We start from the raw sequence: 26,108 nt of genomic DNA on the forward strand, positions 1-26,108 counted from the left end.
CCGCCCCACCGGCCACCAGCCCTCCGGCTACCGGCTACCGGCCACCGGCCACCGGCTACCGCCAGCCGGTCACCAGCCCTCCGGCCACCGCCCCTCCGGCTACCCGCTCTTCGCCTCCAGCGGTGGTGAGGTCACGTTTCCGTGGGTGCGGCACTCCGGGCGGACACAGCCCGGGGTCGGCCTGCGGACCAGCGCGAACGCCAGGGCCGACCCCACCACCAGCACCCCCGCGCAGATCGGCATGGCCCGGTCGAACGCCGCGTCGAAGGCCGCGGGCGACCGGTAGGCCTCCGGCCCCATCCCCGCCAGCAGCGGCAGGGCCGCCACCGCGATCAGGCTCCCCGCGCGGGCCGCCGCGTTGTTGATACCGCTGGCGACACCCGCCCGGGCGGTGTCCACGGAGGCGAGGACCGAGGCGGTGAGCGGGGCCACCAGGGTGACCATGCCGGCGCCCATGACCAGGACCGCCGGGAAGACGTCCGTCAGGTAGTTCGCGTGCGCGCCCACCCGCAGCATCAGCATCATCGCCGTGGCGCAGAGCAGCGGTCCGACGGTCAGCGGCAGCCGGGGCCCGATCTTGTCGGCCAGCGCGCCCGAGCGGGCCGAGAAGAGCAGCATCAGCGCGGTGGAGGGCAGCAGGGCCGTGCCGGCGGCCAGCGCCGAGTAGCCGGCCACCACCTGCAGTTGGAGCGCGGTGAGGAAGAAGTAGCCGCCGAACGCGCCGTACACGCACAGGGTGACCACGTTCAGCGCGGTGAACTGGCGGGAGGCGAAGATGTCCAGCGGGAGCATCGGGTCCTGGCGGCGCTTCTCGACGTACACGAAGGCCACGCCGGTCGCGAGGCCCGCGAGGGCGAGCAGGGACGTGGTCCCGGCCTCGATCAGCGCGTAGGTCACGAATCCGAGGGTCAGGGCGGCCAGCACCGCGCCGAGCACGTCGAAGCCGCCGTGGGCGCGCCCTCCCCCACTCTCGGCTCCGCTCGCGCGGGAGGTGCCCTCGGCGGAGGACTCCGGGACATGGCGCAGCGCGACCGGGACGCAGAGCAGGGCCAGCGGGACGTTCAGCAGGAACACCCACCGCCAGCCGGGGCCGTCCACCAGCCAGCCGCCCAGGAACGGGCCGACGGCCGCCCCGATGCCGCCGAATCCGGACCAGAGGCCGACCGCCTTCGCCCGGTCGTCCGGATGGAAGGAGGCCTGGATGAGGGCGAGGGAGCCCGGTGTGAGGAGGGCGCCGCCGATGCCCTGAAGGGCGCGGGCCGCGATCAGGACGATGTCGTCGGGGGCCAGGCCGCACAGCAGCGAGGCGGCGGCGAACCAGACGACCCCGAGCACGAAGATCTTCCGGCGGCCGTACCGGTCGCCGAGCGAGCCGCCGAGCAGGATCAGCCCGGCCAGCGTCAGCATGTACGCGTTGACCGTCCACTGCAGGGCCGCGAGGCTCGTGCCCAGGTCACGGCCGATGCGGGGCAGGGCGACGTTGACGACGGTCGAGTCCAGCAGCACCATGCTGGAACCGAGGACGGTGGTGAACAGGATCCACTTGCCCTGCGAGGAGGCCAGCCGGACGTCGGGCATGGTTCCAGGTATACAGCGGACCCGGTGCCGTAGCATCGGGTCCGTGGAAATGCCGACTACTTGATCTTGTTGCCAGCCGAGCGCAGGTGCTGGGTGGCCTCGACGACACGGGCGGCCATGCCCGCCTCGGCCAGCTTGCCCCAGGTGCGCGGGTCGTAGGTCTTCTTGGAGCCGACCTCGCCGTCGACCTTCAGGACGCCGTCGTAGTTCTTGAACATGTGGTCGGCGACCGGACGGGTGAAGGCGTACTGGGTGTCGGTGTCCAGGTTCATCTTCACGACGCCGTTCTCCAGCGCGGTGGCGATCTCCTGCTCGGTGGAGCCGGAGCCGCCGTGGAAGACGAAGTCGAACGGGGACGCCTTGCCGAACTTCGCGGCCACGCCGTCGGCCAGCTCCTTGAGCAGCTCGGGGCGGAGCACGACGTTGCCCGGCTTGTAGACGCCGTGCACGTTGCCGAAGGAGGCGGCGAGCAGGTAGCGGCCCTTCTCGCCCAGGCCCAGCGCCTCGGCGGTGCGGATCGCGTCCTCGACGGTGGTGTAGAGGGAGTCGTTGATCTCGTGCGAGACACCGTCCTCCTCGCCACCGGTCGGGGTGATCTCGACCTCGAGGATGATGTCGGCCGCGCGGGCCTGCTCGAGCAGCTCCTGCGCGATGGCCAGGTTGTCCGCGAGGGTCTCGGCGGAACCGTCCCACATGTGCGACTGGAACAGCGGGGTCAGACCGGCCTCGACGCGCTTCTTGGAGATCGCGATCAGCGGCCGTACGTACCCGTCGAGCTTGTCCTTCGGGCAGTGGTCGGTGTGCAGCGCGATGTTGACCGGGTACTTCTCGGCGATGACGTGCGCGAACTCGGCGAGCGCGACCGCGCCGGTCACCATGTCCTTGCTGTACTGGCCGCCGAGGAACTCGGCACCACCGGTAGAGATCTGGACGATGCCGTCGCTCTCCGCCTCCGCGAAGCCGCGCAGCGCAGCGTTCAGGGTCTGGCTCGAGGTGACGTTGATGGCCGGGTAGGCGAACTTGCCTGCCTTCGCCCGGTCGAGCATCTCGTTGTAGACCTCGGGGGTTGCGATGGGCATCTGTCCGCTCCTTGAGTGTGCGGGTCGGCGTACTGCTGGTTCTCTACGGCCCTGACCTAGACCTTGAGGTACGACGTCATCGTCGTCCCCATCTTTCCAGACATGAACCGATGCTCCGGGCGCCGGGCGCCGGTCGCATCCGGGTCAATCCCACTCGTCGACCGGGGTGTCAGTCCAGCCCCAGTTCATCCTTCGAGAAGGCGAACAGGTACGGCACGCCCGCACCTTCGCGGATCTTCTCGTCGGCGCCGGTGGCCCGGTCGACGATGGTCGCGACGGCGACGACCTCGGCGCCGGCCTCGCGCACGGCCTCCACCGCGGCGAGCGGGGAGCCGCCGGTGGTGGAGGTGTCCTCCACGACGAGGACCCGCCGGCCCTTGATCTCCGGCCCCTCCACCCGGCGCTGCAGCCCGTGCGCCTTCGCCGCCTTGCGGACGACGAAGGCGTCGAGGTGACGGCCGCGCGCGGCGGCCGCGTGCAGCATCGCGCCGGCGACCGGGTCGGCGCCCATGGTGAGCCCGCCGACGGCGTCGTACTCCAGGCCGTCGGTCAGGTCGAGCAGCACCTGGCCGACCAGCGGGGCGGCGGCACCGTCGAGGGTGACGCGGCGGAGGTCGACGTAGTAGTCCGCCTCCAGCCCCGACGACAGGGTCACCCTGCCGTGCACCACGGCCTTGTCCTTGATCTGTTGCAGCAGCTCAGCGCGTACGTCCGTCATGCCGACCAGCTTAGAGGCGGCGGACTCAGAGGCGGCGCCACGTCCAGATGGTGGTGGCTTCCAGCGGCTCCAGCGGGGTGACGAGACGGGGGAGCGTGTTGAGGCCGTTCGGCGGACCGGTCTGCGGCTCCACGCACACCGCCGCCTCCTGCTCGTCGTAGACCACGACCCACTGCTCGCGGCTGGCGACCTTCAGCTCCAGCTGCCCCGGCCAGGTGAGGGTGACGTCGACGCCGTCGGGCATCCCGAAGCAGTCGTCCCAGGGGCCGGGTTGGGGGTCGATGCGGTTGCCGGTGGGCAGATGGTCCGCGCCGCGCTCCTCCTGCCAGGCGGGGGCGAAGCCGACCTGGGCGTCCTGGCCGCCGAGGTTGCGGTTGAACCAGGGATGCCAGCCGATCTGCGCCGGGAAGGAGTTGTCGTACGTCTCCACGGCCATCGTCAGCGTCAACGAGTCCTCGGTGAGCTGGACCGCGTGCGTGACGCGGGCGGGGTGCGGCCAGGGGTCGCCGAGTTCGCACGTGATCACGGCCTCGTCCGCCGAACGGCGGGCGATGCGCCAGGCGCCGTCGCGGGCCGTGCCGTGGATGGCGTGCGGCGGGGAGTTGAGCGGCATCTGGACGATGTCGGCGCCGTCGCGGAAACGGCCGTCCCGGATACGGCCGCACCAGGGCACCATCGGGAAACAGCCGAAGCGGTCGCCCTGGCGGAGGAGTTCGAGGGAACCGACCTCCAGTCCGGCGATACGGCCGCCGTTGCCGGGGTGCAGGTGGAGGGTGGCGTCGCCAGCGGTCAGCGTGATGTCTTCGTTACTCACGGGATGAGAGTAGTGGGGAGGGGGGTTTGGTTTCGGGTGCGGGTGGGTGGGGGGTTGCTCGCACAGTTCCCCGCGCCCCCAACGGGGCGCATCAACTCATTCAGCCGCGGGCAGTCGTGCCGCTGGGGCGGCACGGGTGGGCGCGGGCGGCCTCCGGCCGGCGCCGGTGAGCGTCCCCACGGCCGGGCCCCAGCGCACCCGCACTTGTCACCGCCGGCGCCGCAACGCCCTCGTCACCACGATCGCCGACGCCAGGGCCAGTGCCGCCGCCGGTGCGGCCCAGCGCAGTGCCGAGGCCGCCGCCACCGTCTGCGGTGCCGGCACCGGCGCGTAGCGGCCGCGGGGCGGCGCGTGGTCGACCTCCTCCGCGCTGCGGCCGATCATCGTGCGGCGGGCATGGGCCGCCTCGGCGAAGATCTCGGGCAGCGGCTCCTCGACCGGTTCGGGCGCCGGCGACGGCGGCGGGACCTCCGTCTCGAAGATCGACACCGGTTGGTCCGGGGGCTCGGGCCGCACCTCCCCCAGGCCCTCCACGAAGCGGTTGAGCAGCCGCGTAGCCGCCGACTCCACGGCCTCCGGCGCCAGTTCCGCGACCCGCCCGTCGGCGGAGGCCGTGCCGGTCACCGTGACCTGGCAGCCCTCGTCGGTGTCCGTGAGGCGGAGCGTGAGCGCCAGCTTCACCGTGCCGGCGCCGCGCGCCTCGGTGGCGTCGCCGTCGAGCGCGTAGGAACCGTCGGCACGGGCGCTGACGCGCAGGGAGCCCCGGTAGGTGATCGAGTGGCTGCCGATGCGGACCTTGACGCGGCCGGTGCCGGGCGCGGCGCCCGTGTCCTGCTGGAGGCCGGGGAGCGCCCGGGCGACCCGCGCGGGGTCGGCCAGCGCCTCCCTGAGCCGCGAGGCCGGGGCCGGGACGTACACCTGGTGCTCCATGCCGACTGAGCCTACCCAGGAGTCAGGCCGGCGTACCCTCCGCGACGCACGGCACGCAGCCGGGGTCCGGGCTCCCCGTGGCCGGGTCCGGGCTCAGTACCGCGGATCCACCAGCGTGGAGGCCGGCAGTTCGGTCGGCGGGCTCTCCAGCGCGTCTTCGCGCAGGTCCCGCCGGGTCAGCGTGTGCAGCCGCGGACCGTCGGCCGGCAGCCGCAGCCGGGGCCCGCGCGAACCCTCCGTCGCCAGGATGAAGCCCCAGTCGTGCGGGGCCCTGGACTCGCCCGCCGAGCGGTCGGGGCCGGGGGTGAAGCCGGGGTCGCGGCCGAGCACCCGGTAGGGGGTCGTGGCCAGGCCGGCGGCGCGCATGGTCGCCGCGACCGTCCAGAAGTCGCGGGGGCGGGCCCGGACCGGGCCCGCGTGCACGACCAGGCGGCCGCCGGGGGCGAGGGCGCGGCGGGCCAGGCCGTAGAACTCCTCGGAGTACAGCTTGGTGCTGGCCGTGATGCCGGGGTCGGGCAGGTCGGCGATCACGACGTCGTACGCGGCGGGCGGCGCGGTCCGGCGCAGCCAGCAGAAGGCGTCGGCGGTGACCACGTGGACGTGCGGGTCGTCGTAGACATGGCCGTTGAGCGCGGAGAGGGCGGGGTCGTGGCGGGCGAGGCGGACCAGGCCCGCGTCCAGTTCGACGACGTCGACGCGGTCGATGCCGGTGTGCCGGAGCACCTCGCGCGCGGCCATGCCGTCGCCGCCGCCGAGGATCAGCACGCGCGCGTGCGGGCCGCTCATCGCCGGCTGGACGAGGGCTTCGTGGTACCGGCGTTCGTCGCGGCCGCCGACGCGCAGCCGGCCGTCGAGGAAGAGATCGAGGGGACGTCCGTGGGTGCCGCCGGTGAGGACTATCTCCTGGACGTCCGTCTGGAGGGCCACCCGGACGTCGTCGCCGTAGACCGCGTGCCGGGCGGCCCGTTCGAAGTCGTCGACGTGGGCGGCGGCGGAGGCGAGGACGCCGAGGACGGTCACGTTGACGGCGAGGAGGATCCAGCGGGCCCGGCGGGACAGGTCGCGGCGGAACAGGCCGAGCACCAGGGCGCCGCCGGCCACGACGTTGACCGTGCCGGTGAGCAGGGTGCCCGTCAACTGGCCGAGGAAGGGCAGCAGGAGGAACGGGAAGGCCAGGCCGCCGACCAGCGCGCCGACGTAGTCCGCCGCGAACAGGTCGGCCACCGCGCCGCCCGCGTCCTGGCGGCGGATGCGCTGGATGAGCTCCATCAGCAGCGGCACCTCGGCGCCGATCAGCAGGCCGATGGCGAGGGAGAAGGCGACCAGGAGGCAGCGCGGGCCGGCCGACCACAGGCCGCCCCAGCCGCCGGTCCAGGCGAAGACGGCGTACAGGGCCATGGCGCTGCAGCCGCCGACCAGTGCCAGCGCGGCCTCCACCGCGCCGAATCCGGCCGCCGCGTGCCAGCGCAGCCGCTTCGCGGCCAGTGAGCCGACGCCCATGGCGAAGACCATCACGGACAGCACCACGGAGGCCTGGGTGACCGAGTCGCCGATCAGGTACGAGGCGAGGGCGACGAGTTCGAGTTCGTACACCAGCCCGCAGGCCGCGCAGACGAAGACGCACGCGAGGACCAGGAACCGGCCCGTCCCCGGCCGCACGGGCAGCGGCGCGGGGGCACCCCAGGGCGGCGGTGCGCCGGGAGGGGCGGGTGCGTGCGGATCGATCACTCTGCGACGTTACGTCACTCGCTCGGTACGCTTCGTCACCCACACGTGTGGAAATCGGCCGTCTTGACGGCCCGTTGGTTTATGTCACCCGGGGAGGTGTCGGGCCACCGGAACCCGGACGCCGACCCTCGTCCGGGTCGCCACCAGCTGGCCGTCCTGCGGGTACGCGTGCCAGGTCCGCCAGTGCACCTGGCCCTCGTGGCGCTGGGCGAGCAGCGCGGTGAACGCGTGCGGGCTGCCCGGGAAGACCCCGGCCAGGCCGTGCGGGTGCTCGGAGACGAGGGCGAGCAGTTCCTGGGCGCGGCCGGCGAAGGAGCCCGGTGACAGCACCTCGACGCGGGCCGCGAACTCGTACTCCCAGTCGCCGATGCGCTTGGCGACCCCGAGCGGCAGCGGGGTGCTGGACCCCGGGATGCACGCCACCGTCTCCGAACAGCCGCCGCACTCCTCCTCCAGGAGTACCTGATGGGACGCGCCCAACAGTCTGAGCTGCAGTTTCGCCCCGGACAGTTCCAGGTCGAGGGTGGCCAGGGCAGGCAGCGGCTCGCGACCCAGGGCCCAGGCGAGGTCGGCCGCGCGCGTATCGGTGTAGGTGGTGTTCAGGGTCGTGAGCATGGATCGGCTCCGCTAACACGCAAATGGGGAGGAGGGGGGGTCCGGCGCACCTCGGTGGACACCGGGAGATCGGCCCGGTCGGCCCAGCCGGGGGAGGGGTGTCGTCAGGACGTCCGAGGCGCTGCTTTGGTGATTTAGAGGGAATCATGAACTGTGGCGCTGCCACAGCGTTTTTACCCAACTTCGTGGGGTTTCCATCCCTCAGAGGGCTCCACAGCTCAACTGTTCAACCACGTTGTGCGCCCTGCTCCCTCTGGCGCACGCCGGGGCGCCCGGAGAAGGCCACCCACTCGCCGTCCGGACGCCCCGCTCCCCCACTGCCCCGCTCCCCCGTGTCCCCCGTGTCCCCCGTGTCACCGAGGCTGCGGGTCAGCTGCCCCCGCCGCAGCCACCCCCGCCGCCGCAGGACGAGCCCCCGCCACCACAGGACGAGCCGCCGCCGCAGGAGGAGTGCCCTCCGCCGCACGAGTGACCTCCGTGCCCCCCGTGCCCGCCGTGCCCGCCGTGCCCGCCGTGGCCTCCGTGCGACGACGACCCCGAGTCGCCGGCCCACCAGCTGCCCGAGCTGTCGTAGGAGGAGGATCCGCCCCGGCCGGACGCCCCCCTGCCCACCCCGCCCTTGCGGGCCGCGCTTCCGACGATCACCAGGCAGACGATCGCGGCCGCCGCCACGATGAAGACGATGCCCATGGCGTCACCTTCTTTCGGTTCGCGCGGAGCGACCCCCCGTGGGCGCCCCGGCCGCCGCGTGACCGCGGCGTGCCCCGGTGATGCCCGGGCCGCCCGGCAGCCAAAGCGGAGTTGAGGAACTCCAGAGCTTGGGCGCAGGATGACCGGCATGACCTCCAGCGAACGCCCTCTACTGAACCGCCGGCTCGCAGAGTTCGGGACCACGATCTTCGCCGAGATGTCCGCCCTGGCGCTGCGCACCGGGTCCATCAACCTGGGGCAGGGCTTCCCGGACACCGACGGCCCCGAGGAGGTCAGGGAGGCGGCCGTGCGGGCGCTGCGCGAGGGGCGCGGCAACCAGTACCCGCCGGGGCCGGGCGTTCCCGAGCTGCGCACCGCGATCGCCGCGCACCAGGAGCGCCGGTACGGGCTGTCGTACGACCCGGACGCGGAGGTACTGGTCACGGCGGGCGCGACGGAGGCGATCGCGGCCGCCCTGCTCGCCCTGGTGGAGCCGGGTGACGAGGTCGTCGCCCTGGAGCCGTACTACGACTCCTACGCGGCGTGCATCGCGATGGCCGGCGGCACCCGGGTCCCGGTCACCCTCCGCCCGGACGGCGCCGCCTTCCGCCTGGACCTCGACGAACTGCGCGCCGCCGTCACCCCGCGCACCCGGCTCCTGCTGATCAACACGCCGCACAACCCGACCGGCACGGTCCTCACCCGCGCCGAACTGACCGCGATCGCCGAACTTGCGGTCGAACGGGACCTGCTGGTCGTCACCGACGAGGTCTACGAGCACCTGGTCTTCGACAAGGCCGGGCACCTCCCCCTCGCGACCTTCCCGGGCATGCGCGAGCGCACGGTCACCATCGGGTCGGCCGGCAAGACGTTCTCCTTCACCGGCTGGAAGGTCGGCTGGGTGACGGGCACGCCGGACCTCGTCACCGCCGTACGGTCGGCCAAGCAGTTCCTGACGTACGTGGCGTCGGGGCCGTTCCAGTACGCCGTGGCCGAGGCGCTGGCGCTGCCGGACACGTACTTCGCGGCGTTCCGTGCGGACATGCTGGCCAAGCGGGACGTGCTGGCGGCCGGGCTCACGGAGGCGGGGTTCAAGGTCTTCCAGCCGGCGGGCACGTACTTCATCACCACCGACATCCGGCCGCTCGGCAAGTCCGACGGCTTCGCCTTCTGCCGCGCGCTCCCGGAGCGCGCCGGGGTCGTCGCCATCCCGAACGCGGTCTTCTACGACCACCGGGAGGCGGGCGCGCCCTTCGTGCGGTTCGCGTTCTGCAAGCGGACCGAGGTGCTTGAGGAGGCGGCGGAACGGCTCCGCAAGGCATTCGCGCACTGACCGCCGCCCTACGGGGAGCTCTCGCGCCGGAGGCCGCCCGGTCAAACGGCAACGAGGGATCGGCAAACCGGACCCGCTCAAGCACGGATTCCAGGGCTATTGGTCGCGCCGCGGCAACGACGAGCACCGACTGATCTACAAGGCCACCGAGGACGCCGTCCTGATCGCGCAGTGCCACTACCGCTACGAGAGCTGACAGGACTCAAGGATCGAGCAGGCCCGCGATGCGCGTTCGGCAGCGCCACCCTGCGCGGCTCCTCCCGGCCGGTCGCGGCCTCCGTCGTCCTGCGGATGACGTTCCCGCCAGCGAGCGGACGGAGTGCTTCCCTGAGCCCGCCCGGTCACGTACGCGCCACAGGGCCAGGCGTTCACCTGCATCTTGTGGCCGCCCGGGATGCTCCAGCTGTTGGAGGCCGACGCGCCCGGCACCGCAGTCGGCACCCGCACGCATGTTCAACAGATTTCTACGGCCTCGCCACGCCCGTCACCATCGCACCTTCGGGCACCCTGCCCTCCAGGGCTACCAGCCCAACTCGGCTCAGCTCCGCTTCGCGCACGTCTTCTGCTTCGCCAGACCCGACACGATCCCGGACACCTTCCCGATGACGGCGTCCTGGTCCTTGATCTGCTGCGACACCGTGACCTCGGCCGCGGGACTACGCCCGTACGACAGGACCGTCTTCACCCCGTCGTGGGTCTTCCTCGCGTTCACGACCCAGTCGACGCCCTTCACCGACGTGCACGAAGCCGACTCCGGAACGTCCGAGATGTTCCCGCACCGCAGAACCACATCGCCATCTCCCCACACAGCCGTCCCCTTCTGGTCGGAATCGCTGCGCTCGTAACCCCCCAGCTTCTGTGGGGCCTTGCCCACCAGACTGGAGCAGGCGGCACTGTCACCCCCCGGAGCCCCCGACACGTTGTAAGAACGCGACGAGGCCCCGCAGGCCGCAAGAGCGGCGGCACACAAGGCGATCACACCGGCCTGTGCCAGACGCCGGGCAGAGGTCATCTCCATGAGTCATCCCTTGTCCAGGTAACGCTGCTATGGGTTCTCTTCGGCGAAGGCCGCCCGGGGTCAGTCCTCGCGGACGCTGAGCAGGTCGCCGGGTTGGCAGTTCAGTTCGCGGCAGATGGCGGTGAGGGTGGAGAAGCGGATCGCCTTCGCCCGGTCGTTCTTCAGGACGGAGAGGTTGACCACGGTCACCCCGACCCTGGCCGCCAGTTCGGAAAGGGTCATGCCGCGCTCGACGAGCAGCCGGTCCAGGTGGACCTGAACCCGGTGTTCGTCCTCTGGCGGCATCAGACCAACCCCTCGGTGTCGGCGCGTAGCTTCGTGCCGCGCCGGAAGACCTCGCCCAGGGCCAGGATGAGGAAGGCGAGCAGGACGTACTCGCCGGTGAAACTGACCGAGAAGGGGATCTGTTCGGCCATGGGGGTGCCGCTCACCAGCACCTGCGTGGTGAGCGCCGGCAGCACTGGGGAGAGGACAGCCAGCACCAGCACCGTGAGCCCTATGACGCTCAGACGGCGGGCGTTCTTCGGCACGAAGACGTCGCCGTCGCGCAGGGTCCTGGCCATCTGGACGAGGAGGGCCAGGACGAGGAGCAGCAGCAGGCTGCCGATGACGTCCGGCAGCGCGAGCAACAGACGCCGGCCCAGGTCGGGATGGGCGAAGACGAGGTCGGCCCGGTGGGTGCCGGTGAGGGTCATGCCGTGGCCCGCCACCGCGTCGGTCACGGTGCCCGGTACCTGCGTCGCGGTCGCGGTCTTGACCTCGCGGCTGTCCACCGGGGCGATGAGGCCGACCACCCCGAGGACCGGGACCAGCACCCCGAAGACGCCGACGAACAGAGTGGCCAGGCCCAGAGCCACCTCGAGCAGTCGGTTGTCGGTCCGGCTCCACCAGGACTTCGTACCCACGGTTCCCCCTGTCGTCCGCAGTGCGCATATCGCTTATCGATACTATCGATAAGCGATATGCGCACTGTCAAGCCCAGGGTGTGACGGCGTGCCGGACGGGCCCTCACGGGAGGAAGGCGAACGAGATCCTCAGGGACGGTTGGTGAGGCTGTCGTGATGGGCGTAGGCACAGAGGGCCGCTTCAGTGCGGCTGGATACTTTGATCTTGGTCATGAGGTTGGTCAGGTGCGCTTTGACGGTGCGTTCGGCGATGCCGAGCCGACGGCTGATCTCGCGATTGTCGGCGGCGTGGCCGAGCAGGGTGAGGACTTGGCGCTCCCGGGGGGTGAGGGAGGGAATGGCGTCGAGGTCCCCGGGAGTGGGAGGAGCGGCTGGGACCGAGCTGAAGTCCTCTCGTGGTCCCGTTCTCTGGTTGTCCGTCGTGCGGTAAGTCACAGCGGTGGTCTCCCCGTTCGTTTCTGTCTGACCGCTCCAGCCGGTTGTCCACGAAGACATGGGCGGGATCGACGACGAAGCCGCGCCGTTCGGCGATCTCGCGGCAGATGGGCTCCTGGCGGTACTGAGGTTGCCCCTGGTGGGCCTGTTACGCGACACGCGAATGGGTGCACGAGAGAGGCGTCACCTGGGTGACCTCGACGCCGGAGCTGGTCGCGGCGGTGCGGTCGGCGAAGCAGTTCCTGACGTACGTGGCCTCGGGCCCCTTCCAGTACGCGGTCGCGGAGGCCCTCGCCCTCCCGGACGCCTACTTCGAGGCCTTCCGCGAGGACATGCGGACCAAGCGCGACATCCTGGCGGGGGGCCTCGCGGAGGCGGGCTTCAAGGTCTACGACACCGCCGGCACCTACTTCATCACCACCGACATCCGCCCTCTCGGAGAGGACGACGGCTTCGCCTTCTGCCGTTCGCTCCCGGAACGGGCCGGGGTCGTCGCCATCCCGAACGCGGTCTTCTACGACCACCGGGAGGCGGGGGCCCCGTTCGTGCGGTTCGCGTTCTGCAAGCGTGCGGAGGTGCTCAGGGAGGCGGCGGAGCGGCTGCGGCGGCTCGGGTAGCCGCGCCCGATACCACCCCCGGGTTCGCCAACGGCCCGCGCCACGCCAGGAGGCGTACCCCTCCGGTACCCCATCGGGCGCATATTTCTCGCACTTCGCCCCGGTCCCCCGCAGGGTGCGAATGTGAGCCACGCCAGCACCACCGCCAGTTCGACCACCGGCACGACCACCGGAACCGCCGCTCTCGCCCCGTCGCTCGTCACCGCGGGCGGTGTCGCGGTGGGGCTGTTCGCGGCCGCCCGGCTCACCGGCATGGCCGTGGTCGCGCTGGCCGCCTGGGCGAGCGGCAGGCATCCGCTGACCCTGCTCGGCCGGTCCTGGGACTCGGTCTGGTACCTGGGCATCGCGGCGCACGGCTACGGCCGCACCCTGTACTTCCGCCCCGACGTCATCCACAGCGACCTGGCGTTCTTCCCGCTCTACCCGGCCCTGATCCGGATACTGACGGCCGTCACCCCACTGAGCGGGGCGGGCGCCGGCCTGCTGGTGTCCTGGACGGCCGCGGGCGTCGCCGCCGCCGGCATCTACGCGCTGGGCGCCCGGCTGCACGGCCGCGCGGTGGGCACCGCCCTCGTCCTGCTCTGGGGGCTGCTCCCGCACTCCGTGGTGCTGTCCATGGCGTACACGGAACCGGTCCTGACCGCGTTCGCCGCCTGGTCCCTGTACGCGGTCCTGGCCGGAAACTGGCTGTGGGCGGGCACCCTGGCCGCCCTGGCGGGCCTGTCCCGGCCGAACGGCTTCGCGGTCGCGGTGGCCGTGCTGCTCGCCGCCGTCCGCGAGATGCACCGCTCCCGGGGCCGGGTTGCCCACAGGCTGTGGACGGGCGCGGGACTCGCCCCGCTCGGCTGGCTCGCGTACGTCCTGTGGGTGGGGCGCCGCGCCGGCGATCCGCTGGGCGGCTACTTCGGCGTACAGCGGCTGTGGGGGTCGCGCTTCGACTTCGGCCGGGGCTCGCTCCGCTTCGTCCGCGACCTGCTGCTGCGCGGCGACCGCTTCGTCTTCCCGACGGCCCTGGTGATCGTGGCGGCGGCGGTGGTCCTCTTCGCGCTCCTGCTGCTGGACCGGGCGCCGCTCCCGCTCGTCGCCTACACCGCCGTGCTCCTGCTGATCACGCTCGGCGGCTCGGGCTTCTTCGAGTCCAAGCCGCGCTTCCTCCTGCCGGCCTTCCCGCTGCTCCTCCCCCTGGCCCGGGCGCTGGTCCGCACGGCGAGAGCCCGGCCCTGGCACGCGTCCGTGGTGGTCGCGGCCCTGGCCGGGCTCTCGTTCGGCTACGGCGCGTACCTGGTCGTCTTCGCCGGCACACCCCTGTAGCGCTGCCTACTCCTCGTCGTCGCCCTCGGGCTGGTCGGCGTCGTTGACGGCCTCCTCCAGGCCGAGCTGCTCGACGAGCCACTTGTCGAACTCGATCGCGGCCCGCACCCAGCTGACCGTGGACGACACGAAGTGGTTGATGTCGACACCCATGCCGATCAGCATCTGTGCCTCGCCGATGAGACGGACGGTGCCGTCGTCATGGGTGTGGGTGTAGACCTTGGGCCACAGCGTCCGGCGGTTCCAGTCGTCGATGGACTCCAGGAGCTGGGGCTTCTCGTCGATCTTGTGGGGGCGGTCGTAGAACGTCCGCACCGAGAAGACCGACTGCTCGTCCTCACCGCGGAACATGAAATACGTACGGAACTGTTCCCACGGCGCCGCGAGGTCGCCCTCGTCGTCGACGACGTACTTCAGCTCCATCTGGTCGAGGAGCTGCTTCACAAGATCCTGATCCGGGACGACGGGGCCCGCCGGTCCTTGGGGCTGCGGCTCGGGCTGGCCCCCGAAGTTCGGAATCGAGGACGGGTCGATGGTCACCGTGATTTTCCCTTCATACGGATCCCGCCATCCTCCCCCATCCGGGGAGGGGGGTGGCAACCCCCGCCCCGGCGGGTTCATCTCCCGTTGGCGGAATTCCGCTCAGAGCGTTTTCCCGGTCTCCTGACCGGTGCTTTCGACGGCTTCACCGGCCGTTTCGGCGGCCGATTCCCCGACCGATTCGCCGACCGCTTCCTCCGCCGTCACCGGGCCCACGATCAGGCCCTCGCCGAAGGCGTCCACCCGGATCGTGTCGCCGTCCTTGACCTCGCCGGACAGGATCTCCCTGGCGAGGCGGTCGCCGATGGCGGTCTGGACCAGACGGCGCAGCGGGCGGGCGCCGTACGCCGGGTCGTTGCCCTCCTCGGCGAGCCAGGCCAGGGCCTCCGGGGTGATCTCCAGGGCGAGCCGGCGGTCGGCCAGCCGCTTGGCCAGCCGGTCGATCTGGAGCCGGGCGATCCGGGCCAGCTCGTCCTTGGCCAGGGCGGAGAAGACGACCAGGTCGTCCAGGCGGTTGAGGAACTCCGGCTTGAAGGAATGCCGGACCGTCTCCAGAACCTGCCGCTTCTTCTCCTCCTCGCCGAGCACCGGGTCGACCAGGTACTGGCTGCCCAGGTTGGACGTCAGCACCAGGATGGTGTTGCGGAAGTCGACCGTGCGGCCCTGGCCGTCGGTGAGCCGGCCGTCGTCCAGCACCTGGAGCAGGATGTCGAAGACCTCGGGGTGGGCCTTCTCCACCTCGTCCAGGAGGACCACGGTGTAGGGGCGGCGGCGGACCGCCTCCGTCAGCTGGCCGCCCTCCTCGTAGCCGACGTATCCGGGCGGGGCGCCGACCAGCCGGGCCACGCTGTGCTTCTCGCTGTACTCCGACATGTCGATCCGGACCATCGCCCGCTCGTCGTCGAAGAGGAAGTCGGCGAGCGCCTTGGCCAGTTCCGTCTTGCCGACACCGGTCGGACCGAGGAAGAGGAAGGAGCCGGTCGGGCGGTCCGGGTCGGCGATACCGGCACGGGACCGTCGTACGGCGTCCGAGACCGCGCGTACGGCCTCGGTCTGGCCGATGAGCCGGCGGCCCAGCTCGTCCTCCATGCGGAGCAGCTTCTGGGTTTCGCCCTCCATGAGGCGCCCGGCGGGAATGCCGGTCCAGGCGGCCACCACGTCCGCGATGTCGTCGGAGCCGACCTCGTCCTTGACCATGGTGTCCCGGGAGGTCTCCACCTCGGCCTCGGAGGCGGCCTCCAACTCCTTCTCCAGTTGCGGGATCTCGCCGTACAGCAGCTTGGAGGCGGTGTCGAAGTCGCCGTCGCGCTGGGCGCGTTCGGCGGTGCCGCGGAGTTCGTCGAGCTTCTCCTTCAGCTCGCCGACCCGGTTCAGGGACTGCTTCTCGCGCTCCCAGCGGGCGTTGAGGCCGCGCAGGTCCTCCTCCTTGTCGGCGAGGTCGCGGCGCAGCTTCTCCAGGCGCTCCCGGGAGGCCGGGTCGGTCTCCTTCTCCAGCGCCAGCTCCTCCATCTTCAACCGGTCCACGACACGCTGGAGTTCGTCGATCTCCACGGGCGAGGAGTCGATCTCCATGCGGAGCCGCGAGGCCGCCTCGTCGACCAGGTCGATGGCCTTGTCGGGGAGGAACCGGGAGGTGATGTAACGGTCGGAGAGGGTCGCGGCGGCCACCAGGGCGCTGTCCGCGATCTGCACCTTGTGGTGAGCCTCGTAACGGCCCTTCAGGCCACGGAGGATGGCGATGGTGTCCTCGACGGTCGGCTCCGCCACCAGCACCTGCTGGAAGCGGCGTTCCAGCGCCGGGTCCTTCTCGATCCGCTCCCGGTACTCGTCGAGGGTGGTCGCGCCGACCATGCGCAGCTCGCCGCGGGCCAGCATCGGCTTCAGCATGTTGCCGGCGTCCATGGCGGAGTCACCGCCGGCTCCGGCGCCGACGACCGTGTGCAGCTCGTCGATGAAGGTGATGACCTGCCCGTCGGAGTCCTTGATCTCGGCGAGGACGGTCTTCAGCCGCTCCTCGAACTCACCCCGGTACTTCGCACCCGCGACCATGGCCCCGAGGTCCAGCGCCACCAGCCGCTTGTTCTTCAGCGACTCGGGCACATCGCCCTTGACGATCCGCTGGGCCAGTCCTTCGACCACGGCGGTCTTGCCGACGCCCGGCTCGCCGATGAGCACGGGGTTGTTCTTGGTACGGCGGGACAGCACCTGCACGACCCGCCGGATCTCCTGGTCCCGTCCGATGACGGGGTCGAGCTTGCCGTCCCGCGCGGCGGCCGTGAAGTCGGTGCCGAACTTCTCCAGCGCCTTGTACTGGCCCTCGGGGTCGGCGGTGGTCACCCGGCGGCCGCCGCGCGCCTTCTGGAAGGCCTCCACCAGCTTCTTCGCGGTGGCCCCCTGCCGGTCGAGCACCTCGCCGGCCGCGCCGCCCTTCGCGGCGATGCCGATGAGCAGGTGCTCGGTGGAGAGGTAGTCGTCACCGAGGTCGCGGGCGCGCTCGTCCGCGTCGGCGAGGACCGCGAGCAGGTCACGGTTGGGCTGCGGGGGCGCGACCGTGGAGCCGGTCACGCTGGGCAGGGCGGCCAGCACCCGCTCGGCGCCCTGCCGTACGACGGCCTGGTCGGCGTCCACGGACGCGAGCAGGTCGGTGATGTTCTCGTTCTCCTGCCCCGCCAGCAGAGCCAGCAGCAGGTGGGCAGGCGTGAGGTCCGCGTGCCCCTCGGTCACGGCCCGGCTGCTGGCCGCGTTGATCGCGTCCCGGCTCCTGTTGGTCAGCTCGGCGTCCACGTTCGCGTTCTCCTCCTCGGCATCGTTCGGCTGACTCAGCCAACGTACACAAAGTTGAGTCTATTCCACTCAAGGTGGAGACGGGACCCCTTCCGGGGACCAGCTTCCGGGTGCGTGGACCCGGCCCGCCGAGGGGCGGGCGCGGAGGGGGCAGATGGCCGGAAGAAGCGGACCGGGGCGGCTCCGGCGGCCGAGCGGGGGGGGCGGTGCGGGCGCCAGGGGGCCGGTGGAGGTGCGCGCAGCGGTACGGGAGAGCGGCGGGGGACCACGGGAGAGTGGCCGGGGACCACGGGAGAGCGGCCGGGGACGGGGAACGCCCTCCGCGACGGCCGTCACGGCCACGATGGCGCGGATTCCGGGGCCGGGGAGCGGGAACGAGCCGCCGGCCCGGGGCGGCCGCCCCGTTCTGTCGGCGCTCCAGCGACAGGTTTCAGCCACGGTGGACCTTGGCCGAAACCGGCCGATAGGCAGAAATGTCCCCAGAAAACTGCAGCGGCGTCACCGTGTTCAGGTCACGGTGACGCCGCTGCGGGGGGAAGCACCTGAGCGATCTTTTACGACGGGGGAATCGCGTCAGGCACTGCGGGGGGTGGCCGAGATGGTCCTCACGTCCGGGACGTCCGGCCCAGCCAGCCGGTGGTCCCGTTGGTCCAGATTCACAAAAATCATTCCGTACCGGACGGCGCACCGCACGGGCTGCGGCGCACCCCGGGGCTTGCGCAGGCACCGGTAGGCCCGTACGTCCTCGTCCTCGTCCCGCGTGACGACGACCGGCTCACCGAAGACGGTCACCATCAGCGAGTCGCCGCTGTGGGGGATGGCGGTGACCAGGTCGATGAAGTGCCAGCCGGAGCGGTAGGCGGTGGCCATTTCACGCCGGAAGGATCGGTCGTCGGGTGGGGTGGTCACGTCAGCTCCCAGCTCCATCTGCTGCAGAATCTGCCCCGCTCGTGTCGCCCGTGGGCGCCGTCGCAGTCACATCCGTCGGCCACCAGGTGTTCGCTCGTACATCACTCTGCGCGCCGAAGACACCACTCAGCGCACAGAGGGCAATAGCGGCCAAGGAGGCGGCAACGAGCGTCGAGCGAAGCACTCTGTCTCGCATAGTCGGCTTCGTCCTCACTTGAAGGTCCCCTTTTCCCCCGTCAGGTAAGACGATGGCTCATTCGGGCACGTGGTGGCCACACAAACAGTGCATCATGTTCCTGCATGTTCAGGACCCTGGGGGGTGGAGATTTGGTGCCGAACCAGCCAAAAGCGACACATCCCCACGCAGCTACCCCGCTGTGCGACGAAGGCAGCCGCATCTACAGCGCCGCCCTCCGTGCGGGACGGGTTGCCCGCGTGGAGACGGAATCGGCCCCCTGCCTCAGGGAGCTCGCCCTCCTCTACCCGGATCCGGACGATCCCAACTGGCTCCACCCGGTGCCGCCCTCGGTCGCCCTGGCCCAGCGGCTGAGCCCCATCGAACATGAGATAACCGAGCGCCGTCGCGTGTCCATCGAACTCGCCGAGGCTTTCGAACCGTTCATGGCGCTCACCCCGATGGCCCCCATGGACAACGACTCCGTCACGGTGCTGGAGGGCAGTGAGCGGATCAACGCCGCCCTCAACGTCGCCACCGCGCAGTGCCAGACGGAACTCGTGACAGTGCAGCCGAGCGCCCGCGTCTCCGAGAGCAGTCTGCTGGCCGGTCTCGAACGCGACCGGCCTCTGATCGAACGCGGCGTGCGGCTCCGCAGCCTCTACCAGCACACGGCGCGCCACAATCCGGACAAGCTGGCCTACGTGGCTCAGCTCTCCAACGGCAAGGTCGAGTACCGCACCATCGACGAAGTGGTCGAACGGTTGATCATCTGCGACGGTACGGTCGCGTTCATTCCAGCCCGCGACGACCAGCAGGTCGCCCTGGAGCTCCGCAACCCCGGCCTCGTCCGCTACCTGATGAAGGTTTTCGAGTACCTGTGGGACCGCGCCGTCCCGATGAACGCGGGCGCCCCCTACGAAACCGCTTCGGACGGCATCACCGACATCCAGCACTCCATCGCCAAGCTCCTGGTCGAGGGCCATGTCGACGAGGCCATCGCCCGTCGGCTGGGCATGAACGTCCGCACCTGCCGCGCCCACATCGCCAAACTGGCCCAGGCGCTCGGCAGCGGCAGCCGCGCGCAGCTCGGCTACCTGATCGCCCACTCCGGGATTCTGGACCAGAAGCTCCCCGAGGAGGGCAGCAACCGTTGACCCGGGCAGCCCCGCACACCGAGCACGGCATCGACGACCTGTGCGCCGCGGGCACGAGACTCTACGAGCGCGCCCTGCGCGAGGAGCACATATCCGCCCAGGACGCCGCCGGCGCCCCCTGCCTCACCGGCCTCGGCCTGCTCCACCCGGCGCCGGACGACCCCGGCCACCTGCGGCCGGTGGACCCGGCCGTCGCCCTGAACCGGCTGGTGCGCGGCGTGCGCGCCCGGGTCGCCGACGAGTGGCGGTTCGAGGAGCGGCTGGTGGACCTCTTCACGCCGCTGACGCGCTTCGAGGGCACACTCGACACGGCGGCGGACTCCCCGGCGCTACGGCTGCTCAGCGGGACCAAGCGGATCAACCAGGCCATCACCGAGGCCATGGCCGAGGCCCACCGGGAAGTCCTGTGCATCCAGCCGCACGCCGGCCTCGTCGGTGAGCGCGGCGCCGTCGCGTACCCCATCGCCAACGAACGCGACCTGGCCTTCCTCGACCGCGGCGGCCGTATCCGCACCCTGTACCAGCACACCCTGCGCCATGTGGCGAACGTGTACGTCTACGTGGAGCAGCTCAGGGGCGACACCGTGGCCCGCGGTCTCGACGAGGTGCCCGACCGGCTCGTCGTCATGGACCGCGAAGTGGCCTTCCTCCCCGCCAACGACGACGGCTCGCTGGCCCTGGAAGTGCGTCAGCCGGCCCTGGTCCGGTTCATCGCGACCGCCTTCGACCGCCTCTGGCGCCTGGCCACCCCGATGTTCCCCGAGGCCGAGCAACGCCCCACCGTCAACGGCATCACCCCCCGCCAGCAGGCCATCGCCGCCCTCCTCGTCGAAGGCCACACCGACGCCGTCATCGCCGAACGCCTCGGCATGAACATCCGCACCGCCCGCGTCCACATCGCCAAACTCGCCACCACCCTCGGCAGCGAGAGCCGCGCCCAGCTCGGCTACCTCATCGGACGTTCCGGGATCCTCGATCAACCGGAGACGGTCTCATGAGCCGCTGCGACCACGGCGTCGAGGAGCTGTGCGCGGCCGGGGCGAAGTGGTACGAACGCGCCCTGACCGTGGGGCACGTATCCGCTCGGGACGCCGCCGAGGCCACCTGCCTCACCGACTTCGGTCTCCTGCACCCCGCCCTCGACGACCTGGACCGGCTGGAACCCGTCGCCCCGACCGCGGCCCTGCACCGGCTGCTGCGCTCCTCGGCCGCCCGGATCGCCGACGAACGCCGCCGCGAGGAACGGCTGACGGCACAGTTCGCGGCGCTGACGCGCATCGAGCACCGGACCGACGCGACGACGGACTCCCCGGCACTGCGGCTGCTCAGCGGCACCCGGCGAATCAACGAGGCCATCACCGACGCCATGGCCGACGCCCGGGAGGAAGTCCTGTGCGTCCAGCCGCACGCCGGCTGGGCCGGTGAGCGGGGCGCCGCCGTCTACCCCGCCACCAATGAACGGGACCAGGCGTTCCTCGACCGGGGCGGCCGTATTCGCACGCTCTACCCGCACACCCTGCGCCATGTGCCGAACGTCTACAACCTCGCCGAGCACCTGGAGGGCGACACCGTGGCCCGCGGTCTCGACGAGGTGCCCGACCGGCTCATCGTCATCGACCAGACGGTCGCCTTCCTGCCCGCCGACGACGACGGCACCCTGGTCCTGGAGGTCCGCCAGCCGGCCCTGCTCAAGTACCTCGCCACCACCTTCGACCGCCTCTGGCGCCTGGCCACCCCGATGTTCCCCGAGACCGAACAACGCCCCACCGTCAACGGCATCACCCCCCGCCAGCAGGCCATCGCCGCCCTCCTCGTCGAAGGCCATACCGACGCCGTCATCGCCGAACGCCTCGGCATGAACATCCGCACCGCCCGCGTCCACATCGCCAAACTCGCCACCACCCTCGGCAGCGACAGCCGCGCCCAGCTCGGCTACCTCATCGGACGCTCGGGGATCCTTGATCAGGAAGGCTGACCACGGCCGGTGTCCCGCTCGCCTCGCCCGGCGGCCGGTCCAGCCCCACCTGCGCTATCCGCACGCCCAGTTGGGTACGGCTGGCCGCGCCCAGCGTCTCCGAGAGGCGGGCGATGTGGGCACGGCAGGTACGGACGCTGATGCCCAGGCGTTCGGCGATCACCGCGTCCTGGTGGCCCTCCGCGAGCAGCGCCGCGATGGACTGCTCCCGGTGTGAGATGCCCTCGATACCGGTGTCGGGGAGCGGGGCGGTGAGGGGGATCGCGAGACGCCACAGGCGTTCGAAGACGGTGACGAAGTACTCGACCAGGGCGGGGTGGCGCAGCTCCAGGGCCATCGTGCGGTCGGCGTTGGCGGGGATGAAGGCGACCGTGCGGTCGAAGAGGATGAGGCGGTCGATGACCTCGTCGAGCGTCCGGGCCTCCACCGCGTCGCCCATCAGCTCCAGGTAGTTGAGCAGGCCCTGGCCGTGCCGGGCGACATGGGTGTACAGGTCCCGCATGCGCACGCCCCGGCCGCGCAGGGCGACCGCCCGGTGCAGTCCCTCGGTCAGCTCCGACTCACGGCGGATACCGCCGGGCTGCACGGTCAGCACCTCACTGGTGCACGCCTCCGTCGCCTCGTCCATCGCCGCCTGGATCCGTGACAGCCCGTCCAGGACCCGGATCGCCGCCGTGCCCTCGGCGGAGGCCGACGCGACCTGCAACTGCCGTCCCAGACCCGCGTACCACTCGAAGGCCGCGACCGCCGATCCCACCCGCCGCTGGCTGTCGGTGACCTCGTCGTAGACCCCGCGCAGCAGCCGGGTCATGACCTCCTGCGGGGAGGTCGGCACCAGCCAGTCCATGTCGTCGGGGTCCGGGTGCAGCAGCGCCAGCTCCAGCAGACAGGGCACCGCGTCGGCGTCCGTGCGCGGTACCCGGCCCCGGCGCACGGCACGGGAATACACGCGATCCCCGGCGGCGCACAGTCGGTCGGCACCGTGTGGATGCTTGTCCGTCCCGTGCCCGGCCATCGCCCATTCCACCCCCGGTTTGCTGCCTCTTCCGCAGCGCAACTATGAGCGGTCCGGACCGGGTCCGCAACACGGCTCCCCGTGCGCCGGGGGGCGTGATACGCGGATACGCACCACTATCTCCCGGCCTCCGCAGCCCGCACTGCAACAAGATGACGGTGTTGGCGGAGAGACCTGCGGGGCATCGTGGACACCGCTTCCCACGGGTGTTCGCCGGACACCCGGAGGGGCCCCGGTCCGGCCTCCCCCGATCGGTTCCGGGGCCCCCGCAACGCGCCCACGGGGGAGGCGCGTTGCGGGGAGGGCCGCTCGCGGGCACGTCACGCGGGGGACCTGGCGAATCCCCGAAATCCGCCGGTGATCACCGTGTTACGTGCCCGCTCTAACGTCCCTTCATGGCGGACATATTTGACGCGTACGCGTTGGCCGACGCGTGGGACGAGATGTTTGTGCGGCCGGGTGAGGTCAGGACCGCCTACGAGCCGGTACTGGCGGCACTCCAGCCGATCGAGCCGAGTGAACTGCGTTTCCGGGCCGACCAGATGGCCCGTGCCTTCACCGACCGCGGGGTGACCTACGCCTTCGCGGGCGAGGAGCGGCCCTGGCCGCTGGACCTGGTCCCCAGGATCCTCGACGCCCTGGAATGGGATCTCGTACGCCGAGGTGTCGCCCAGCGCGTCAGAGCCCTGGAGGCCTATCTCGCGGACGCCTACGGGCACGCCCGGGCCTTCGAGGACGGGGTGGTGCCCTGGCGGCTGCTGCTGTCCTCGCCCCACTTCCACCGGGCGGCGCACGCGGTGGAACCGCCCGGCGGGGTGCGCATCCACGTGGCCGGAATCGACCTGGTGCGGGACGAGGCCGGCGAGTTCCGGGTCCTCGAGGACAACGTGCGGGTGCCGAGCGGGGTGTCGTACGTCATCGAGAACCGGCGGGCGATGACCCGGATCTTCCCCTCGCTCTTCGCCGAGCAGCACGTGCTGCCGGTGGACGGGTACGCCGGGCGGCTGCTCGCCGCGCTGCGCGCCGCCGCGCCCGGCGGGGCGGCGAGCGACCCCCGGGTCGTGGTGCTCACCCCGGGGCCCGGCAACGCGGCCTACTTCGAACACGCCCTGCTGGCCCGGCTGATGGGCGTGCAGCTGGTCGAGGGCCACGACCTGGTGTGCCGCAACAACCGGGTGTGGATGCGGACCACCCGCGGCGAGGTACCCGTGCACGTCGTATACCGGCGCCTCGACGACGACTTCCTCGACCCGCTCCATTTCCGCCCCGACTCGGTGATCGGCTGCCCCGGCATCCTGAACGCCGCCATCGCCGGTCACGTCACACTCGCGAACGCCGTGGGCAACGGCATCGCGGACGACAAACTCCTCTACACCTACGTCCCGGACCTCATCCGCTACTACCTCGGCGAGGAACCGATTCTCCCCAATGTGGAGTCCTACCGACCTGATGAACCGGGCCAGTTGGCGGCGGTTCTTGACCAGCTCGACCAGCTGGTGGTGAAGCCCGTCGACGGCGCCGGCGGACAGGGCATCGTGATCGGGCCGAAGGCCGACGCCGAGACCCTGGAACGCACTCGCAAAGCCGTCCTCGCCGACCCGCGCGGCTTCATCGCGCAGCGTCCGGTCGCCCTCTCCACCTCCCCCACCCTCGCGGGTGAACGCATGGCACCCCGCCACATTGACCTGCGCCCGTTCGCCGTGAACGACGGCGACGACATCTGGGTGCTGCCCGGCGGACTGACCAGGGTTGCCCTCCAGGAGGGCAACCTGATCGTCAACTCCAGCCAGGGCGGCGGCTCCAAGGACACCTGGGTGCTCGCCGAGGGCCCCGCCGAGCGGCCCGCGCCCGCCCCGGCCGGCGCCGTCCCGGAGATCGCCCCGCGCCGCCTGGGCCCCGACGGCACCCGTCCCGACGTACCGGAAGGAGCGCACCAGCAGTGAGCGACGTGATCCTCTCCCGTATCGCCGAGGCACTGACCTGGACCGGACGGTACGTCGAGCGCGCCGACGCCACCGGCCGCATCCTCGACGCCTACCTGCACCGGATGCTGGAGGACCCCTGGCGCGACGAGGACACCGCCTGCCGGTCGCTGTACGCGATCCTCGGTGTCGACGCCGGCCCGGAGCCCGTGGACATGCAGCAGGTCCTGGAGCAGCTCGCCTTCGACGCCCGCTCGACGGGGGCGATCGAGGGGGCGCTGGGCGCCGCCCGCCGGAACGCGCGCAGCGCCCGTGAGGCCGTCTCCTCCGAGATGTGGGAGTGCCTCAACTCCACCTGGCACGCCCTGGCCGGGCAGCGCCTGGCGGCCCGCCGCACCGGCCCGTACTCCTACCTGGAGCTGGTACGGCGCCGGGCCGCCCTCTTCTTCGGCCTCGCCGACTCCACCATGAGCCGCGACGACAGCTGGCGGTTCGTCGTCCTCGGCCGCAGCCTGGAGCGGGTGGACATGACCGTACGGCTGCTGTCGGTGCGCGTGCTGGACGCGGCGCACGCGCCGGACTGGCCGACGCTGCTCAGCGCGAGCGGCGCCGACGAGGCCTACGCGCGGGTGCACAGCGGGTTCGGGGACACCCCGAGAGTGGCCGGGTTCCTGCTCCTGGACCGGGACTTCCCGCGCTCGGTGCTGCACGCCCTGACCACGGCCGAGGAGTGTCTGGCCGCGCTCGGCCGGCCGCGCCAGGATCCGGCGCGGTCACCGGTCGGGCGGCTGCGGACCCGGCTGGAGTACCTGGACACGCACGCCCTGGAGGACCAGCTGCCGGTGCTGCTGCGGGACCTGCGGCAGGCCTGCATGGCGTCCGCCGATGCGGTGGCGGAACGGTTCTTCCCGTACCAGGGGCCCGTCGAGTGGGCCCAGGAAGGAGCCTGACATGGCTCGTCGCCTTCGGATCCGGCACGTCACCCGCGTCGCGTACGCCCGGCCCGCGGCCTCCTCGCACAACGAGGTCCGGATGACCCCACTGACCCTGCCGGGGCAGACCACGCTGGACGCGCGGGTCACCGTCGCGCCGGCGACCACCGTCTGGTCGTACTGGGACTACTGGGGGACCCAGGTCACCGGGTTCGACCTGCTGGAGCCGCACGAGGATCTGACCATCACGGCGTCGAGCCTGGTGGAGACCTCGGCGCCGGGGCCGTTGCCGGAACCGCCGGCCTGGGCGGAGGTGGCCGGACGGGCGGGCGGCTCACGCCTGTCGGAGTTCGTGACCGGGACGTCCCGGACGACGGTGCCGAAGAAGCTGGTGAAGAAGGCCCGGGAGGCCGCGGCCGGGCTGGGGCCGCACGAGGCGGCGGTGGCCGTCTCCCGGATGGTGGCCGACCGGGTGGCCTACCTGCCGGGGGCGACCAGTGTGAACACGTCACCGGCCGAGGCGTGGGCCCAGCGGGCGGGGGTGTGCCAGGACATCACGCATCTGACGATCGCCCTGCTGCGGGGGCTGGGGCTGCCCGCCCGGTACGTCTCGGGGTATCTGCACCCGGAGCGGGAGGCGGAGCTGCACCGCCCCGTCGCCGGGCAGAGCCACGCCTGGATCGAGTACTGGGCGGGTGACTGGTGCGGCTACGACCCGACGAACCGGGTACGGGTCGACGAGTCGCACGTGGTGGTGGCCCGGGGACGGGACTACGACGACGTCACGCCCCACAAGGGGATCTACCGAGGGGTCCCCGGTGGAACTCCTGAGGTGACGGTGGAGTTCACCAGGGTCGCCTAGCGCTCGCGGGCACCGGGCGGGGGCCGGTGCGGGCCGGGCGGGGGCCGGTGCGGGCCGGGCGGGGGC

24 protein-coding genes and 2 pseudogenes are annotated in these 26,108 nt (G+C 71.5%); 10 read left to right on the forward strand and 16 right to left on the reverse strand.

The features are described 5' to 3' along the window. Positions 1–99: 99 nt before the first annotated feature. From ACWDGI_RS22910 to ACWDGI_RS22945, 8 genes are all read right to left on the reverse strand, one after another. Positions 100–1,578: an MFS transporter gene (locus tag ACWDGI_RS22910; protein WP_450761766.1), complete on the reverse strand. Its 1,479-nt coding sequence runs from the start codon at positions 1,576–1,578 to the stop codon at positions 100–102. 56 nt (positions 1,579–1,634) lie between these two features. Next, positions 1,635–2,657, reverse strand: coding sequence for a class II fructose-bisphosphate aldolase (fbaA, locus tag ACWDGI_RS22915; RefSeq protein WP_450761768.1), 1,023 nt, complete (start codon positions 2,655–2,657; stop codon positions 1,635–1,637). A gap of 169 nt (positions 2,658–2,826) precedes the next feature. Next, the gene (pyrE, locus tag ACWDGI_RS22920; RefSeq protein ID WP_450761770.1) at positions 2,827–3,375 is read right to left on the reverse strand and encodes an orotate phosphoribosyltransferase; all 549 of its coding nucleotides are present in this window, start codon (positions 3,373–3,375) and stop codon (positions 2,827–2,829) included. Positions 3,376–3,400: 25 nt separating this feature from the next. After that, positions 3,401–4,189, reverse strand: a complete 789-nt coding sequence (locus ACWDGI_RS22925) for an aldose epimerase family protein (RefSeq protein ID WP_450761772.1) — start codon at positions 4,187–4,189, stop codon at positions 3,401–3,403. Positions 4,190–4,396: 207 nt separating this feature from the next. After that, entirely contained in the window at positions 4,397–5,119 is a 723-nt protein-coding gene (locus ACWDGI_RS22930) for an SRPBCC family protein (RefSeq protein WP_450761773.1), read from the reverse strand. 93 nt (positions 5,120–5,212) lie between these two features. Further along, complete coding sequence (locus ACWDGI_RS22935) at positions 5,213–6,847, reverse strand: polyamine aminopropyltransferase (RefSeq protein ID WP_450761775.1); 1,635 nt, start codon at positions 6,845–6,847, stop codon at positions 5,213–5,215. Between the two features lie 84 nt (positions 6,848–6,931). Beyond that, positions 6,932–7,462, reverse strand: coding sequence for a DUF2617 family protein (locus tag ACWDGI_RS22940; RefSeq protein WP_450761777.1), 531 nt, complete (start codon positions 7,460–7,462; stop codon positions 6,932–6,934). A 369-nt stretch (positions 7,463–7,831) separates the two neighbouring features. Then, positions 7,832–8,152: a hypothetical protein gene (locus ACWDGI_RS22945; protein ID WP_450761779.1), complete on the reverse strand. Its 321-nt coding sequence runs from the start codon at positions 8,150–8,152 to the stop codon at positions 7,832–7,834. A 139-nt stretch (positions 8,153–8,291) separates the two neighbouring features. On the opposite strand from ACWDGI_RS22945, the gene ACWDGI_RS22950 reads away from it, so the two are divergent. Both ACWDGI_RS22950 and ACWDGI_RS22955 read left to right on the forward strand, forming a co-directional pair. Continuing rightward, positions 8,292–9,485, forward strand: a complete 1,194-nt coding sequence (locus tag ACWDGI_RS22950; RefSeq protein WP_450761781.1) for a pyridoxal phosphate-dependent aminotransferase — start codon at positions 8,292–8,294, stop codon at positions 9,483–9,485. Next, on the forward strand, positions 9,442–9,681 hold the full coding sequence (locus tag ACWDGI_RS22955; protein WP_450761783.1) for a Txe/YoeB family addiction module toxin: 240 nt from the start codon (positions 9,442–9,444) through the stop codon (positions 9,679–9,681). The genes ACWDGI_RS22950 and ACWDGI_RS22955 overlap by 44 nt, the downstream gene beginning before the upstream one ends. A gap of 342 nt (positions 9,682–10,023) precedes the next feature. Here ACWDGI_RS22955 and ACWDGI_RS22960 read toward each other — a convergent pair whose 3' ends face one another. The 4 genes from ACWDGI_RS22960 to ACWDGI_RS22975 all read right to left on the reverse strand — a co-directional run bounded on the left by ACWDGI_RS22960 (position 10,024) and on the right by ACWDGI_RS22975 (position 11,843). Continuing rightward, a complete protein-coding gene (locus ACWDGI_RS22960) occupies positions 10,024–10,503 on the reverse strand; it encodes a DUF3515 domain-containing protein (protein ID WP_450761785.1) in 480 nt (159 codons plus the stop codon). 60 nt (positions 10,504–10,563) lie between these two features. After that, positions 10,564–10,788: a helix-turn-helix domain-containing protein gene (locus ACWDGI_RS22965; RefSeq protein ID WP_450761787.1), complete on the reverse strand. Its 225-nt coding sequence runs from the start codon at positions 10,786–10,788 to the stop codon at positions 10,564–10,566. Beyond that, on the reverse strand, positions 10,788–11,408 hold the full coding sequence (locus ACWDGI_RS22970; RefSeq protein WP_450761788.1) for a DUF2975 domain-containing protein: 621 nt from the start codon (positions 11,406–11,408) through the stop codon (positions 10,788–10,790). The genes ACWDGI_RS22965 and ACWDGI_RS22970 overlap by 1 nt, the downstream gene beginning before the upstream one ends. A 129-nt stretch (positions 11,409–11,537) precedes the next feature. Continuing rightward, positions 11,538–11,843 (reverse strand): helix-turn-helix domain-containing protein, encoded by a 306-nt coding sequence (locus ACWDGI_RS22975; protein ID WP_450761790.1) that lies wholly within the window; start codon positions 11,841–11,843, stop codon positions 11,538–11,540. A 182-nt stretch (positions 11,844–12,025) separates the two neighbouring features. Here ACWDGI_RS22975 and ACWDGI_RS22980 point away from each other — a divergent pair. Then, positions 12,026–12,460: pseudogene (locus tag ACWDGI_RS22980) on the forward strand (aminotransferase class I/II-fold pyridoxal phosphate-dependent enzyme); the annotation flags it as partial. Positions 12,461–12,583: 123 nt separating this feature from the next. Further along, on the forward strand, positions 12,584–13,771 hold the full coding sequence (locus ACWDGI_RS22985) for a hypothetical protein (protein ID WP_450761792.1): 1,188 nt from the start codon (positions 12,584–12,586) through the stop codon (positions 13,769–13,771). A 6-nt stretch (positions 13,772–13,777) separates the two neighbouring features. On the opposite strand, the gene ACWDGI_RS22990 is transcribed toward ACWDGI_RS22985, so the two are convergent. The 3 genes and pseudogenes from ACWDGI_RS22990 to ACWDGI_RS23000 form a co-directional block, all read right to left on the reverse strand. Next, the gene (locus tag ACWDGI_RS22990; protein ID WP_450761793.1) at positions 13,778–14,311 is read right to left on the reverse strand and encodes a YbjN domain-containing protein; all 534 of its coding nucleotides are present in this window, start codon (positions 14,309–14,311) and stop codon (positions 13,778–13,780) included. A gap of 195 nt (positions 14,312–14,506) precedes the next feature. Then, positions 14,507–17,095: pseudogene (clpB, locus tag ACWDGI_RS22995) on the reverse strand (ATP-dependent chaperone ClpB); the annotation flags it as partial. Positions 17,096–17,668: 573 nt separating this feature from the next. Next, on the reverse strand, positions 17,669–17,965 hold the full coding sequence (locus ACWDGI_RS23000; RefSeq protein WP_450761998.1) for a (2Fe-2S)-binding protein: 297 nt from the start codon (positions 17,963–17,965) through the stop codon (positions 17,669–17,671). A gap of 339 nt (positions 17,966–18,304) precedes the next feature. Here ACWDGI_RS23000 and ACWDGI_RS23005 point away from each other — a divergent pair, with 339 nt between their 5' ends. From ACWDGI_RS23005 to ACWDGI_RS23015, 3 genes are read left to right on the forward strand one after another with little or no spacing between them, the layout of a single operon-like run. Beyond that, entirely contained in the window at positions 18,305–19,336 is a 1,032-nt protein-coding gene (locus ACWDGI_RS23005) for a helix-turn-helix transcriptional regulator (RefSeq protein WP_450761795.1), read from the forward strand. Further along, positions 19,333–20,334 (forward strand): helix-turn-helix transcriptional regulator, encoded by a 1,002-nt coding sequence (locus tag ACWDGI_RS23010; protein ID WP_450761797.1) that lies wholly within the window; start codon positions 19,333–19,335, stop codon positions 20,332–20,334. The genes ACWDGI_RS23005 and ACWDGI_RS23010 overlap by 4 nt, the downstream gene beginning before the upstream one ends. Beyond that, entirely contained in the window at positions 20,331–21,311 is a 981-nt protein-coding gene (locus tag ACWDGI_RS23015) for a helix-turn-helix transcriptional regulator (protein WP_450761799.1), read from the forward strand. The genes ACWDGI_RS23010 and ACWDGI_RS23015 overlap by 4 nt, the downstream gene beginning before the upstream one ends. On the opposite strand, the gene ACWDGI_RS23020 is transcribed toward ACWDGI_RS23015, so the two are convergent. Beyond that, complete coding sequence (locus ACWDGI_RS23020; protein WP_450761801.1) at positions 21,274–22,326, reverse strand: LuxR C-terminal-related transcriptional regulator; 1,053 nt, start codon at positions 22,324–22,326, stop codon at positions 21,274–21,276. The genes ACWDGI_RS23015 and ACWDGI_RS23020 overlap by 38 nt on opposite strands. A 395-nt stretch (positions 22,327–22,721) precedes the next feature. Between ACWDGI_RS23020 and ACWDGI_RS23025 the strand changes: the two genes are divergently transcribed. Genes ACWDGI_RS23025 through ACWDGI_RS23035 form a run of 3 tightly spaced genes read left to right on the forward strand, consistent with a single transcriptional unit; the run spans position 22,722 to position 26,042 of the window. Continuing rightward, positions 22,722–24,269 (forward strand): circularly permuted type 2 ATP-grasp protein, encoded by a 1,548-nt coding sequence (locus ACWDGI_RS23025; RefSeq protein WP_450761803.1) that lies wholly within the window; start codon positions 22,722–22,724, stop codon positions 24,267–24,269. Continuing rightward, the gene (locus tag ACWDGI_RS23030; protein ID WP_450761805.1) at positions 24,266–25,198 is read left to right on the forward strand and encodes an alpha-E domain-containing protein; all 933 of its coding nucleotides are present in this window, start codon (positions 24,266–24,268) and stop codon (positions 25,196–25,198) included. Before ACWDGI_RS23025 ends, ACWDGI_RS23030 begins: the two co-directional genes overlap by 4 nt. 1 nt (position 25,199) lies before the next feature. Beyond that, entirely contained in the window at positions 25,200–26,042 is an 843-nt protein-coding gene (locus ACWDGI_RS23035) for a transglutaminase family protein (RefSeq protein ID WP_450761807.1), read from the forward strand. Positions 26,043–26,108 lie beyond the last annotated feature (66 nt).

The sequence above is a fragment of the Streptomyces sp. NPDC001220 genome, assembly GCF_053597895.1.